A 12,078-nucleotide genomic window follows, 5' to 3' on the forward strand; every position below is an offset into this window, starting at 1 on the left:
CCGCGACCAAGGCTGCGCCTTCCCCAACTGCACCATCCCCGCACCCTGGTGCGAAGCACACCACATCACCTACTGGACACACGGCGGACCCACCACCACCAACAACGGCGTCCTGCTCTGCAGCCACCACCACCACCTCATCCACAAAGAACAATGGACCATCACCACCACCAACCACACCCCAACCTTCATCCCCCCACCCCACATCGACCCCACCCAAAAACCCCAACAAAACCACTACTTCAAACCACCACCACCACCCCACCAATACGAATGAACCAGACGGCCTTGCCACTACGGTTGCCCAGAAGTCCCGGCCGGGACCCCCCTTGCCATCAGGCTCTTCCGGCCCGGCCCGGCCCTTCCTTCGACAACACCACCCGGGGACCGGCAGCCTCAGTTAGGCTTCAAGCATGACGGGCACATCAGTGCGAACGTTGCTGAATTTCTCTGCCTAGATCAGTCCAGCGAGCCTATTCAGCCGGGCCAATCGAAGGAGCACATGGGCCTTGACCGGAAACTTGGGTGCCCCGGCAGTGTGGCCGCGGCCACCGGAACTTCCTGCACCGGTATTCTCCGACCAGCGGTGGCTCGACGCAGTCTTCCTCCACTGGCGCATCGCGGAGGAAGAGGCAGCAACTTTCATGCCCGATGGCGTCCGGCCGGACGTGTTCGATGGCAGTTCGTGGGTGGGCCTGATCGGTTTCCGCATGGAACAGGCGGGACTTGGACGCGGGCCGGGCATTCCCTATCTGGGGAGCTTCAACGAGGTCAACGTTCGGCTGTATTCGCGGGAACCAAATGGGACCCGCGGCGTAGTGTTCCTGAGCCTGGATGCGAACCGGCTGCCCGTCGTTCTGGCAACGCGAGCGGTGGGAATTCCCTACGTGTGGTCCCGTATCCGGCAAAGGCCGCCTTTTCCCGGCAGTAGCGTCGTCCGGCGCCAGCATGGCCACAGCGAGGTCGAGGCCGCCGCGATCACTGATGAATTTCCTGTGGGCTACTCCGTGCGCCGGTTCGGCAGCGCGGCGGCACGCAGCGACTTCATGGTGGTTCCCAGACTCCGCGCCGCCGCCGGCGATCCCCTGTCAGTCTTTCTGACCGCCAGGTTCGGCATGCATGGGCACTTCTTCGGAAGGACGGCCTTCATACCGAACACGCACCAAGCGTGGCCACTGTTCGGAGCTAATGTCCACCAGCTCAGCGACGGACTCATCAAAGCTGCCGGCATCAGTGTGGGCGGGCCGCCCGAGTCTGTCCTCTACTCGCCTGGAGTCCGGACCAGATTCGGCAGGCCACGCCTGGTCAGCGCCAGCGCCACCGGCTAAACCTCACGATCCGGCTGATGCAAACCTTTAGACGTCCTGCCAGCCCTGGCCTTCGCTGAAAGTACTCACCAGCGTGCCCACCCCCGCCTGCAGGGAGTTCGACGGGTCGAAGTACAAGGATGCCTCCGAGGCGCGGCTGTGGGTGATCAGCTGCTCAGCCTCGAGCTTCGCCTCGGGCACGGTAGCTCCGATAATTGCCGTACGGGCCGGGAGCTCGGGCGTGTGCACCACGTCGGCGCCGGTCTGGGTCAGCGGAACCGTGGTGCCGGTGTTGATCTCGTCGTGCGGGAACTCGAACTCGGCATCACCGGGAGCGGCAGGAACTGTGTACTCCAGGAAATAGGTCATACTCCACCCTTGCAGAAAAGCCGCCACTGCCAAAAGCCCTGATGGACTACTCGCCCAGGCCGGCCTTCCTGAGCGCCTCCGCCATTGCCGTGTTGACGGGCTGGGCTACAGGAGTGGGACGGCCACCACCCGCGGTCCTGCCTGACGGCTGCTTCCCTGGCTGTTGCCGGTCCGGGCGTCCACTGCGCTCACCCTTGCCGCCGCCCACTCCCCGGCGGTTGTCGTTCCCGGCCGGTCTCCCTGCCCCGGGCTTCGCCGAGCCGCTCCGCCCGGAACCTGCACCGCCCCTGGCCGGTTCGTCGTCGAGCTTTAGGGTCAACGAAATCCGCTTCCGCTCAGGATCAGCTTCCAGGACCTTGACCCTGACCACCTGGCCGGACTTCACCACCTCGCGCGGATCGGACACAAAGCGGTTGGCCAGGGCGGAGACGTGGACCAGGCCGTCCTGGTGGACTCCGATGTCCACGAAGGCACCAAACGCCGCAACGTTGGTCACGGTTCCTTCGAGAATCATGCCCGGCAACAGATCAGCGATCTTTTCGATCCCCTCCGAGAAGGTGGCGGCGGCAAAGGCGGGCCGGGGGTCGCGCCCCGGTTTGTCCAGCTCAGCCAAGATGTCCCTGACCGTCGGCAGACCGAAGGTATCGTCAACGAACTTCTGTGGGTCCAGGGACGACGCCGGGGCCGCGCCGGCGGCCTTCAAAACCTTGCGCGCGACGCCGTATGCCTCCGGGTGCACGCTCGACGCGTCCAACGGCTCGGCTCCTCCGGAGATCCTCAGGAAGCCGGCACACTGTTCGAAGGCCTTCGCGCCCAGCCGCGGTACCTTCTTGAGGTCGGTGCGCTTGTTGAAGGGTCCGTGCTCGTTCCGGTAGGCCACAATGTTTTCGCTCAGCAAAGGACCGACGCCGGCCACCCGGCTCAGCAGCGCGGGCGAGGCGGTGTTGACGTCAACACCCACGGCGTTGACGCAGTCCTCCACGACGGCGTCCAGGCTGCGGTCCAGCTTCGACGCCGTCACGTCGTGCTGGTACTGGCCCACGCCGATGGATTTGGGGTCGATCTTCACGAGTTCGGCCAGCGGATCCTGCAGCCGCCGGGCAATGGAAACGGCGCCCCGGAGCGAAACGTCCATTCCCGGCAGTTCCGCGGCGGCGAGCGCGGAAGCAGAGTAGACGGACGCGCCAGCCTCGGACACCACGAGTTTCTGCGGTTTCCGGTCCACGTCCGGGAGGAGCTTGATCAGTTCGGCAGCCAATTTGTCCGTCTCGCGGGACGCCGTGCCGTTGCCGATGGCTACGAGTTCGACGGCGTGCTGCCGCGCCAACCGCACCAGGGTGGCCAGGGCGTCGTCCCACCTGCGTGCCGGGGCGTGCGGGTAGACCGTGTCTGTGGCCACCACCTTGCCGGTGCCGTCCACCACTGCGACCTTGACGCCCGTGCGCAGTCCGGGATCCAGCCCCAGCGTGGCGCGGTTTCCAGCAGGGGCGGCCAGCAGGACGTCGCGGAGGTTTGCTGCGAACACCCTGACCGCTTCGTCTTCCGCCGCCGCGAATAATCTTGCCCGGAGATCAGAGGTGAGGCGGGACAGCACGCGCGAGCGCCATGCCACCTGCGCGGTCTGCAGCAGCCAGGCGTCGGCGGGGCGGCCGCGGTCGGCGACCCCGAGGAACCTGGCCACGGCGGACTCGTAGCGGGCGCGGGCGGCGGTGAGGGCGGCCTCGTCCGATGGATCGGCTTCGGCGAGGTCCAGCTCAAGGATGCCGTCCTTCTCCCCGCGGAACAGCGCGAGGACCCGGTGGGACGGCATCCTGTCCGGCGCCTGGGCGAACTCAAAGTAGTCCGCAAATTTCTGGCCTTCTGCCTCTTTGCCCTTCTTGACGCGGGACACCATCCGGCCCTGGACCCACAGCCGGTCCCGCAAATTCGCTGCGAGGTCGGGATCCTGGGCCACCCTTTCCACCAGGATGGAGCGTGCACCTGCGAGCGCGGCGGCGGCGTCATCAACGGAATGCGCGCTGTTGAGGTACTTCGCGGCCTCGCGGTCGGGATCCAGGTCCGGCCGCTTCAAGAGTGTGTCCGCGAGCGGCTCCAGGCCTGCTTCCCGGGCGATCTGGGCCTTCGTCCGCCGCTTGGACTTGAACGGCAGGTAGATGTCCTCAAGCCGCGACTTGGTGTCCGCCGCCAAGATTGCCTTGCGCAGTTCCGGCGTCAGCTGGCCTTGCGCTTCGATCGCGTCGAGGACGGCACGACGGCGGTCCGCCAGCTCCCGGAGGTAGCGGAGCCGTTCGTCGAGGTCGCGGAGTTGGGTGTCGTCCAGCGTCCCGGTGGCTTCCTTGCGGTACCGGGCGATGAACGGAACTGTCGAGCCGCCGTCGAGCAATTCAACTGCAGCCTTCACTTGCCAGGCCTTGACCCCCAGCTCAGCAGCGATCTGGGCAAAGAGTTCGTCCTCCCCTGATGCGCTGGGGCGGACGGAAGCGGCGGAAGGTCCTGGCATTTGGGTCACCAGAACATCTTGCCTTACCGGCCTGCGGGGCTCCACCGCCGCCGTACTCGCTGAGGCGCCATAGGGAGAAGCAGGTATTCCCCTGGGACGCGCAAAGTGCTGTAGTGGACTAGCCATCACTGGCACCCATGCTCGAGGAAGAGGCCACCATGCGGGAATTGCTGGTTGTGTTTCAGGACGGGTTCGACGAAGCGAACGTCACCGTGACCGTGAACGGGAAGGCTGTGCGCAGGGATGTGGGGATTTCCACGAATCCGCTTCTCGGCATCGCGTCAGAGGTCTCGGTGGAGCTGCCGGCCAAGGGTGCCCAGGTGGGCGTTGAGGTCACCAACCGTGGGCTGAAAGCCATCACCAAGGTCAGCGGCAGGCCCAAGAGTGTGCTGGTGTCCATCGAGGACGGGCGCTTGGTGATGAAGGAAGGGACCGGCCGGGAAGCCGTGCTCTAGCGCTTTTTCCTTGCGGCAAAACTGGCTCTGGTAAGAGTCCATTCGTTGGAGTAGCATCTGATCACCGCCGGCATCCGATGGAGTCCGGCGGGCCACATAATTCTTCAGCCGTGAGGTCGTCGGATGACCTTCCGGTGTTGCTGCCCGGGACCAGCACCCCAGACAGCCAACGACGGCGGCACCCATGATGGGTGCCGCCGTCGTCGTTTTGTTCAGCTCGGCCGATCCGCCGCTCAGCCCTGGTAGGCCGGGTAATCCGTGTAACCGGTGGCGCCTTCGGCGTAGAAGGTGGAGGCGTCGGGCTCGTTCAGCGGAAGGCTTTCCTTCCAGCGGCGGGCAAGGTCCGGGTTGGCGATCGCGGGGCGGCCCACCACCACGGCGTCCGCATGGCCCTCAGCCACCAGGCTCACGGCTTCTTCCCGGGTGGTGACCACGCCGAAGCCTGTGTTCACCAGGAAGGTGCCGCCGAAGCGTACGCGAAGGTCCTGGACAAGTTCGCCGGCAGGTTCGTGGTGCAGGATGCTCAGGTAGGCGAGGTTGAGCGGCGCAATGCTGTCCACGAGGACTTCGTACGTAGCACGAACATCCGCGGCGTCGGTCTCGGCAATGCCCTGGACGTTGTGCTCCGGGGAAATGCGCAGGCCCACCCGGTTTGCGCCGAGGGCGGCAACCACTGCGTTGACCGTTTCGATCACAAAACGGGCGCGATTCTCGGGTGATCCGCCGTAGCTGTCGGTCCGGATGTTGGAATTTGGCGCCAGGAACTCGTGCAGGAGGTAACCGTTGGCCGAGTGCAGTTCCACACCGTCGAACCCTGCCTCAATTGCGTTCAGGGAGGCGTTGACGATCTCCTGGATGACGACGGGGAGTTCGTCGGTGGTCAGTGCCTGCGGCACCGGGTAGGGCTTCTTGCCGGCCGGCGTCCGGACGTCGCCGTCAATCGCTACTGCACTGGGGGCGACGATGGGCAGACCGCCGGTGATGTCAGGGTGCGAAACCCGGCCGCCGTGCATGATCTGGGCGAACATGCGCCCGCCTTCGGCGTGGACGGCATCCGTAACCTTTTTCCACCCTGCAACCTGCTCCTGGGTGACGATGCCCGGCTGGCCGGGATAGGCCTGTCCTGCGGGAGTGGGGTAGGTGCCCTCGCTGACGATGAGGCCAAGGGACGCGCGCTGGCGGTAGTGCTCGACGACGAGCGGGCCCGGGATGCCTTCCTGACCGGCGCGGAGGCGGGTCAGGGGTGCCATCACCAGCCGGTTGGGAAGTTCAAGTTCGCCGAGGCTGAGTGGGGAAAACAGCATGCGCAGTTCCTTTCGAAGGCTGAAGACGTACTGCCTTTGCCAACTGTGGGGCGCGTGCAACTATTCCGGACATTCGCGGGTGCGATAGGGATCACAGCCAGTTCTGCCCTGCTTTTGAACCTACCGTGGTGCTCCGGCACCCGGACAGCCCTGCCCCTGGGGATTGGTGTTGCAGTCGTCGGCGTAGTTGCGGGTGAGCGAGCGCCAGACGCTGATCCCTTGCGGGGGCGCGCTGAACTGGCCCTGGCCGGGTATCGGAAGGGGTGGACCGGAGTTCACCGAATAGGTGCCTTGGAACGAGGTTGTCAGCACCGCCTGGAAATCGCCGGTGGATGCGTAGGCGTGGCTGGTCCGGGTCTTCTCGCCCCACCTGTCCTGCGGCAAGGCGCCGCCCATTGACGGCTGGGGGCCGAAAACCGTGCCGTCCCCGTAGTTCCAGGTGTATTGGACGGGTGTCGCCACCACGTGTACCTGTTGGCCGAACATGGTGATGTCGAACTGCTGTTCAATGGCTTCCGCGTAAAAGTTCGTCTCCGCGCCCCGGAGGGTATTGGGGCTGGGCTGCGCCACAACCTTCCCGGCGTTGACCGGCAGGTTCTGGAACTGGCGCTGGATATCGGCGGCGATCCGGGGCAGGAGGTCCTCGGGCTTCGGATCGTAAAGGCAGGTGGGTCCTGAGTGATGCGCCCAAACCGCGCCGGGTACGCCCCGCGGCCGCGACAGCCACACGACCGGAATGCCCTTGGCACCGTCCTCCCGGTCCTTGCAGTCGAGCTGGCGGGCAAGGCAAGGGGTGTCAAAGTCTCCTCCGCCGAGGTGGCATTGGAGCTCGTACTTGTACTCGTTGGGGTCGGAGACTCCAACGCTAGGTGATTCGAGTGATCCTTTCCCTGTGTCCGAATCAACAACCCAGGTGTCTACTCCAACGCCGTTGTCGACAAAGCCGGAATCAGTACCACTATCGGCGACGGCCGGTTGCAGGCCGATGAGCGCCAGGACTAGGACTAAAGCGACCCGTACAGGGCCCTTCACTAGGTGGTGGCTCCTCATCATCGAAGCGGGTGAAGCCCGTTGACACGCCAGGCAGAATCTTCAAAGCCAACGAGCAATACGTTGCCCGTATTCGAGGGCTTTGTCGCAGCTCTGAATTCTGCCCCTCCGCCCTCATAGTAGGTAATGGTGTCCTGGAGCACTTGGAGGATTACCTGGTAGTTGCCGTCTCCTGAACGCTCGAAAGTGGTGGTTGCGGCAGGAATGGTGATCTTACCCCCAGCCAGCCATCGGTCCCCCTGATAATTTGTTGTCAGGGAACTGGTAATGTTCGAGCAAAATTCGCAATTCGGCGAAGTTACAGCCTGTACAGACGAAATATCGCCCGTCTGGTACGCGAAGTTCAGGAGCTCAAACCAGTATCGTGTAAACGCCTCTAGTCCTTCCCTCGTTTCTGTCTTGGCTACTTCCGGCAGCACGGGGACGGGAACGTTTTGGGCAGGCCCGGACGCGTCGGCTGGCTTATAGACGGCGCTGGGTGTGGGGGTGGGAGTCGGCGTGGTGCTGGCTGTGGGCGTCTCGGCCGCCACGGGCGACGAAGTGCCGCCCGGCCCCGGAGAGCCCCCGGAATTGCAGCCGGACAGAGCCAGTGAAAGACCAATAACAAGGGCTGCTGCCCCGGACCGCACAGCGCGGGACGTAAAGAAGTTCTGTGATGTCATGGGCCGCTGTACCCCCAGTAAATTTCAAGACGGCTTGCTCCGGACAGTGAGTTAAGGGTAGCCCACGTCACAATTCGGCGACCGAACTTATCCACAGGCGGACCCGGTTCCGTTTCTACCATCCGGAATGCGACAGAAGAAGTCATAAAGGAAGCCGGCACACCACGTGCACCGGCTTCCTTTTTGTAATGACCGCCAGAACTAAAGCGCCTATTTTCCGGCCGGGAGCACCAACTCCCCTGTCTTGTCCGTCGACAAGGCGAGCGAAGAAACGTACTGGATACCGCCGTCGGGAGCGTCCTGCGCGGAACGCACCATGTCCGGCCGCTCGAATTCCAATCCCGTCACGTGGCACAGGAGCTTGGCGTCGCTCGGGTTCCCCTCGGCGTCGAACATGGGCAGATCAATGCCGTCTTCGGTGCGGCGAAGATAAAACCTGCCGCGGGTCAGCACAGCGAGAACCGGCGGCAGGACCAGCGCCAGGCCAACCGCGAAAATGGGCGAGTACGGCTGGATTGCGGCACCGAACGCACCAAAGAACACGGCAATGGAAATTCCTGCGGACACCAGCATGGACACGAATCCGACCGGGTTCACGGCGTACAGCATGCCGCGGCGGAACTCCGGCACCTTCGGCGAGATCTTCAGCAGGTACTTGTTGATGGCGATATCGGACGCCACCGTGACCACCCAGGCCATGGCGCAGTTGGCGTAGAAACCGAGGATGGTATTGAGGAAATCGAACATGTTCGCTTCCATCAGAACCAGCGCAATCAGCAGGTTCACCACGACGAACACCATCCGGCCCGGGTACGTCTTAGTGATGCGCGTGAACGAGTTGGTCCACGCCAGGGAGCCCGAATATGCGTTGGTGACGTTGATCTTGATCTGCGAGATGACCACCAGCACCACGGCCAGCGTCATGGCCAGCCAGGCCGGCATCATCTCCTGGTAGACGCCCAGGAACTGGTGCACGGGCTCATTGGCCGTGGCAGAGGCGGCGGGGTCCAGTGTGGCGATCAGGTAGATGGCGATAAACAGTCCCACAATCTGCTTGATCGCCCCAAAGATCACCCAGCCCGGCCCGGCAAGGATCACCGCACGCCACCAGGCTCCCTTGTTGGCCTCAGTACGCGGCGGCATGAACCGGAGGTAGTCGATCTGCTCGGCGATCTGCGCCATCAGGGACAGGCACACTCCGGCTGCGAGCATCACGGATGCCAGGTTCGGTCCGCCATCGCCGGACGCACCCGTGTACGCGAAGAAGCTGTCGATGCTCTCCGGATGGGACATCAGCAGGTAGCCCACGGGAACCACCATCAGCAGCAGCCACAGCGGAGTGGTCCACACCTGAAGTTTGGCCAGGGTGTTCATCCCATAAATCACCAGCGGGATGATGATCACGGTGGAGGCGGCATACCCCAGCCACTGCGGGACGCCGAGCCCGAGCTCCAGGCCCTGCGCCATGATGGAGCCCTCCAGCGCAAAGAAGATGAAGGTGAAGGTCGCGAAAATAACGTTCGTGACCACCGATCCGTAGTAGCCAAAGCCGGAACCGCGGGTGATCAGGTCCAGGTCGATGTTGTACCGGGCCGCGTAGTAGGCCAAGGGGAATCCGGTGGCGAAGATGACGACGGCTGCCACCAGGATCCCCAGGATCGCGTTGACAGTGCCGTACGAGATCCCGATGTTCGCGCCGATCGAGAAGTCCGCCAGGTAGGCGATGCCGCCCAGCGCGCTCGTTGCCACCACCCCGGCACTCCACTTGCGGTAGGAGCGCGGCGCGAACCGCAGCGTGTAGTCCTCCAGGCTTTCCTTGGTGGCGTTCAGCGCCGCGGTGTTGCCTGCCGTCGGGGTTGCCGGGGAATGTCCGACGACGGCGGCACCGGATGGCGCCGCCGGTTCCAGTAATTGCGTTGTATCTGAGTCGTTGCCCATTGGGTGCGTCGCTTTCGTTTGCGTTTAGCCATCACGGCCCTGGGTGCGACGCTATCCAGCAGGAAAGACAGTCCGGTCACAAGCCTGTTTCGGAAGTGTTAAGCCTTGACGGACCTGTCACAAACAGGCGGAGATGGGTACAAAGCCTCTGGCGCATTTCTACTGCGGGTAGAACAATGGCCGCATGATGTTTGAACACGCGGACGGCAATCCCGTCCTGGAACTCGATAACGAGCAGTCCTGGCGCCTGCTGGCGGCAACGCAGCACGGGCGGCTGGTGGTTTCTGTTGCGGGGGAACCGGACATTTTCCCGGTGAATTACGTGACCTCAAACCGGAAGGTCTACCTGCGCACGGCGCCGGGAAACAAACTCGCGCAACTGACCATCAACGCCCAGGTGCTGTTCGAGACCGACGGCATCCTCTCGCAGGAGGCCTGGTCGGTTGTCCTGAGGGGCACAGCGCGTGTGCTCAGCAATTCGGATGAGCTCGCAGCCATTGAGGAGCTTGGCCTGAAGACCTGGGTTCCAACACTCAAGGACTTCTACGTGGAGATCGAACCGAAGTCCGTCAGTGGCCGGCACTTCGTGTTCGGCGAACAGCCGGAACGGGAGATCTAACCGCTCCTAGACTGGAAGGATGGCGGACAGGTCCACTGCAGACAAGCTCACCCCCGAGCAGCGCAGCTGGAACATGTCCCGGATCCGCGGCAAGAACACCAAACCCGAGCTTCTGGTCCGCAGGTTGCTGCACGCCAAGGGCTATCGGTACCGCCTGCACGGCAGGTCCGGCGGCACCAAACTGCCGGGAAATCCGGATCTCGTCTTCGCCGCCCGGCACAAGGTGATCTTCGTCAACGGCTGCTTCTGGCATTTCCATGACTGCAGGGTGGGCCTGCACGCTCCGAAAGCCAACGCCGAGTTCTGGGCCGCCAAACGCGCCCGGACGCGAGAGCGCGACGAAGGTCAGCGCCGGCAGTTGGAAGACGCCGGCTGGGAAGTGCTGACAGTCTGGGAGTGCGAGCTGAAGGACCGTTCAGCCCTCGAAACCCAGTTGGTGAACTTCCTGGACGCCGGCGGCTGACGCAGGAATTCTTGAGGAAATCTTTAGCCGCTGCCGGCACTGTCCTTGATCCTGGCGAGGCAGGATGAACGGGTTGCCGCGATCAGGCAGCACGCCACTGGCAGTTTCGGAGCGGCTATCCCCTATCCCCTAGCTTCTCCGGGCCAACAGGGCGGACTTGAAGGCGGATGCCGACGAGTCACTGCTGTTGATGCGCCAGTCCGTTTCCTTCTGCAGATGGAACCAGACGAAGCCCATCACGTCCGGCTGCGCGGCCAGATAAGACACCAGGTCCGTGTTCCAGGCGGCTTTGGAACCACCCAACTCACTGGACGCTGTCTCCGCGATCAGGACGGGTTTTCCGGGTGCCAGGGTGCGGAGCTGGGAGATGCCGGGGCCAAGAAGATCCACCGGGGAAACCCAGCTGCTCCAGGTTTGGGACGTGCCCCAGTTGTAGCCGTCCAGCGCCACGATGTCCACGTAACCTGCCCCCGGGTACAGGCCGGCCAGGTCGGTCGAGCCCCAGTAGGGCACGTTCGGGGACCAAACCCACTGGACATTGGCGGCACCCGTCGCGGCGACAACGTCGTGCACATGACGCCAAGCGGCCACATAGTCTCCGGGCTGGTTGCCGTTGACGCCCTCGGCCCACGGATACCAGTTGCCGTTCATCTCGTGCGCAAAGCGCAGCATGACCGGCTTGCCCCAGGCCGCCAGCGACTGGCCCCACTGGGTGATATTTGCGTCGAAGTCACCGGCAGCCACCCGGTCAAGCGAATAGGCCGGCTGTTCCACCCCGCCGCCCCAAGCCCACGGCTCCCAGGTCACCAGGGGCGTGGCACCCCGCGAGCGCACCGCATCCATCTCGGTGATTGGCGGAGACTGCAGGAAATCCTTGTAGATCATGACCATCGAGGGACTTTCCCCGGCCAGGGTGGCCACCTCGTCAAGCTCGGTGCCGGCCAGCGCTCCCCCGGCGGTTGCCACTCCGAAGCGCAAGGGAGCCGTGCTGACTGTGGGCGGCTGCGGGGCGGGCGCTGGTGCTGGAGCCGGGGCAGCCTGAACCACGAAAATCGCGGAAGCCTTGATGGACGAGGTCTTGGCAGTGATGGTGAGGTTTCCGGTTGACGCCGCTGGAATGGTGATCCCCGTACTGAAAGCACCCGTCGATGTGGTCTGGAACGCGAAGGTCGTGGAACCCACAATCACCGTCCCGGTAGTGGAGACCTTGAACCCTGTTCCGGTAACGGTCACCGCGGAACCGGCCGGACCGGAAGCCGGGTTGAGCGTAACTTGAGGTGAAGTGGCTGCGCTGGCCGGCTGGATTATGGACACGGCCAAACCAGCCACGATTAAGAGCGCGGCAAATAAGGTCCTGAGCGTTCGGAACACGGCAATCTATCCCCAGATTGAAGGCGGCTTTGGGCCGCTG

At 63.9% G+C, this 12,078-nt stretch carries 12 protein-coding genes; 5 read left to right on the plus strand and 7 right to left on the minus strand.

The window, feature by feature from the left end:
- A partial coding sequence (locus ASG79_RS05225) for an HNH endonuclease signature motif containing protein (protein WP_056389031.1) occupies positions 1–277 on the plus strand: 277 nt, incomplete at its 5' end.
- A gap of 232 nt (positions 278–509) precedes the next feature.
- Positions 510–1,328 (plus strand): YqjF family protein, encoded by an 819-nt coding sequence (locus tag ASG79_RS05230; RefSeq protein WP_056389034.1) that lies wholly within the window; start codon positions 510–512, stop codon positions 1,326–1,328.
- Between the two features lie 27 nt (positions 1,329–1,355).
- On the opposite strand, the gene ASG79_RS05235 is transcribed toward ASG79_RS05230, so the two are convergent.
- The gene (locus ASG79_RS05235) at positions 1,356–1,676 is read right to left on the minus strand and encodes a hypothetical protein (protein ID WP_018769623.1); all 321 of its coding nucleotides are present in this window, start codon (positions 1,674–1,676) and stop codon (positions 1,356–1,358) included.
- Positions 1,677–1,722: 46 nt separating this feature from the next.
- Complete coding sequence (locus tag ASG79_RS05240) at positions 1,723–4,176, minus strand: Tex family protein (RefSeq protein ID WP_056389038.1); 2,454 nt, start codon at positions 4,174–4,176, stop codon at positions 1,723–1,725.
- A 137-nt stretch (positions 4,177–4,313) separates the two neighbouring features.
- Between ASG79_RS05240 and ASG79_RS05245 the strand changes: the two genes are divergently transcribed.
- Positions 4,314–4,631, plus strand: a complete 318-nt coding sequence (locus tag ASG79_RS05245; RefSeq protein WP_018769621.1) for a hypothetical protein — start codon at positions 4,314–4,316, stop codon at positions 4,629–4,631.
- A 233-nt stretch (positions 4,632–4,864) separates the two neighbouring features.
- Here the strand turns inward: ASG79_RS05245 and ASG79_RS05250 are convergent, their stop codons facing one another.
- The 4 genes from ASG79_RS05250 to ASG79_RS05260 form a co-directional block, all read right to left on the minus strand.
- The gene (locus ASG79_RS05250) at positions 4,865–5,935 is read right to left on the minus strand and encodes an alkene reductase (RefSeq protein WP_056389040.1); all 1,071 of its coding nucleotides are present in this window, start codon (positions 5,933–5,935) and stop codon (positions 4,865–4,867) included.
- A gap of 120 nt (positions 5,936–6,055) precedes the next feature.
- Entirely contained in the window at positions 6,056–6,967 is a 912-nt protein-coding gene (locus ASG79_RS05255) for a hypothetical protein (protein WP_235509743.1), read from the minus strand.
- Between the two features lie 17 nt (positions 6,968–6,984).
- Positions 6,985–7,647, minus strand: a complete 663-nt coding sequence (locus ASG79_RS24455) for a DUF6318 family protein (protein ID WP_377204813.1) — start codon at positions 7,645–7,647, stop codon at positions 6,985–6,987.
- A gap of 210 nt (positions 7,648–7,857) precedes the next feature.
- Positions 7,858–9,585: a purine-cytosine permease family protein gene (locus ASG79_RS05260; protein ID WP_056389043.1), complete on the minus strand. Its 1,728-nt coding sequence runs from the start codon at positions 9,583–9,585 to the stop codon at positions 7,858–7,860.
- A 184-nt stretch (positions 9,586–9,769) separates the two neighbouring features.
- Here ASG79_RS05260 and ASG79_RS05265 point away from each other — a divergent pair, with 184 nt between their 5' ends.
- Positions 9,770–10,204, plus strand: coding sequence for a pyridoxamine 5'-phosphate oxidase family protein (locus tag ASG79_RS05265; protein ID WP_056389044.1), 435 nt, complete (start codon positions 9,770–9,772; stop codon positions 10,202–10,204).
- 19 nt (positions 10,205–10,223) lie between these two features.
- On the plus strand, positions 10,224–10,667 hold the full coding sequence (locus tag ASG79_RS05270; protein ID WP_056389047.1) for a very short patch repair endonuclease: 444 nt from the start codon (positions 10,224–10,226) through the stop codon (positions 10,665–10,667).
- Positions 10,668–10,796: 129 nt separating this feature from the next.
- On the opposite strand, the gene ASG79_RS05275 is transcribed toward ASG79_RS05270, so the two are convergent.
- Positions 10,797–11,981, minus strand: coding sequence for a glycosyl hydrolase (locus ASG79_RS05275; protein ID WP_377204812.1), 1,185 nt, complete (start codon positions 11,979–11,981; stop codon positions 10,797–10,799).
- Positions 11,982–12,078: the final 97 nt, after the last annotated feature.

It is taken from the genome of Arthrobacter sp. Soil761 (assembly GCF_001428325.1).
Taxonomy (GTDB): Bacteria; Actinomycetota; Actinomycetes; order Actinomycetales; family Micrococcaceae; genus Arthrobacter.

Excerpts from the sequence above, each read along its gene's own strand:
- ASG79_RS05250 (WP_056389040.1), bottom strand. The coding sequence starts at position 5,935 with ATGCTGTTTTCCCCACTCAGCCTCGGCGAACTTGAACTTCCCAACCGG.
- ASG79_RS05240 (WP_056389038.1), bottom strand. The coding sequence starts at position 4,176 with ATGCCAGGACCTTCCGCCGCTTCCGTCCGCCCCAGCGCATCAGGGGAG.
- ASG79_RS05270 (WP_056389047.1), top strand. The coding sequence starts at position 10,224 with ATGGCGGACAGGTCCACTGCAGACAAGCTCACCCCCGAGCAGCGCAGC.
- ASG79_RS05265 (WP_056389044.1), top strand. The coding sequence starts at position 9,770 with ATGATGTTTGAACACGCGGACGGCAATCCCGTCCTGGAACTCGATAAC.
- ASG79_RS24455 (WP_377204813.1), bottom strand. The coding sequence starts at position 7,647 with ATGACATCACAGAACTTCTTTACGTCCCGCGCTGTGCGGTCCGGGGCA.
- ASG79_RS05245 (WP_018769621.1), top strand. The coding sequence starts at position 4,314 with ATGCTCGAGGAAGAGGCCACCATGCGGGAATTGCTGGTTGTGTTTCAG.
- ASG79_RS05260 (WP_056389043.1), bottom strand. The coding sequence starts at position 9,585 with ATGGGCAACGACTCAGATACAACGCAATTACTGGAACCGGCGGCGCCA.
- ASG79_RS05235 (WP_018769623.1), bottom strand. The coding sequence starts at position 1,676 with ATGACCTATTTCCTGGAGTACACAGTTCCTGCCGCTCCCGGTGATGCC.